Source organism: Bacillus sp. SIMBA_074 (assembly GCF_046534555.1).
Lineage (GTDB): Bacteria > Bacillota > Bacilli > Bacillales > Bacillaceae_G > Bacillus_A > Bacillus_A mycoides.
Map to the genome: position 1 here is coordinate 1 of NZ_JAWRYM010000906.1, position 252 is coordinate 252.

Here is a 252-nt window from a genome sequence, read left to right on the forward strand (position 1 = left end):
GCCAGGGTGTACGCCTGGTACGCCGCATCCTTGTACTCCTGCGACGCGTCCTTCGGCACCAGACACCACGAGTACATCTCCGAACGGCCAGGACCGATCGGGTGGTACAGGCGCATCGTGACGAACCTCACACCGGGTTCCCCCGGCACCAGACTGAACGGCTGCATGAGGAAGGACAGGTTGGGGAACACCGTTCCCACCGCCGTGCGGGTGTTACTGAACACCTCGATCTGCTCGGGCGTGAAGCTCTGG

General features: G+C 63.5%; 1 pseudogene. It reads right to left on the minus strand.

Annotation, left to right across the window (positions count from 1 at the left end):
• Positions 1–252 (minus strand): annotated as a pseudogene (locus SB773_RS33390) (hypothetical protein); the annotation flags it as partial.